This window comes from Ochrobactrum sp. C6C9, from assembly GCF_022627935.1.
Lineage (GTDB): Bacteria > Pseudomonadota > Alphaproteobacteria > Rhizobiales > Rhizobiaceae > Brucella > Brucella teleogrylli.
The window spans coordinates 1-245 of the sequence record NZ_JABXGB010000142.1; the positions used below are offsets into that span (position 1 = coordinate 1).

Consider the following 245-nt stretch of genomic DNA (forward strand, 5'->3'; position numbering starts at 1 on the left):
GACCAGATCGATGCCGGTGACCATCTCGGAAACCGGATGCTCGACCTGGATGCGGGTGTTCATCTCGATGAAGAAGAACTCGCCGCGGGCTTCGTCGAACAGGTATTCCAGGGTTCCCGCGCCCCGATAGCCCAGGCTTTCGGCCAGGCGTACCGCGCTGGCGCAGAGGGTCTCGCGCTGGGCAGCGCTCAGGACCGGCGATGGCGCCTCTTCCAGGAGTTTTTGCCGGCGCCGCTGCAACGAGT

At 64.9% G+C, this 245-nt stretch carries 1 pseudogene; it reads right to left on the bottom strand.

Annotated elements, in window-relative coordinates:
• Window positions 1-245: pseudogene (locus HWD97_RS24425) on the bottom strand (acetyl-CoA carboxylase biotin carboxylase subunit); the annotation flags it as partial.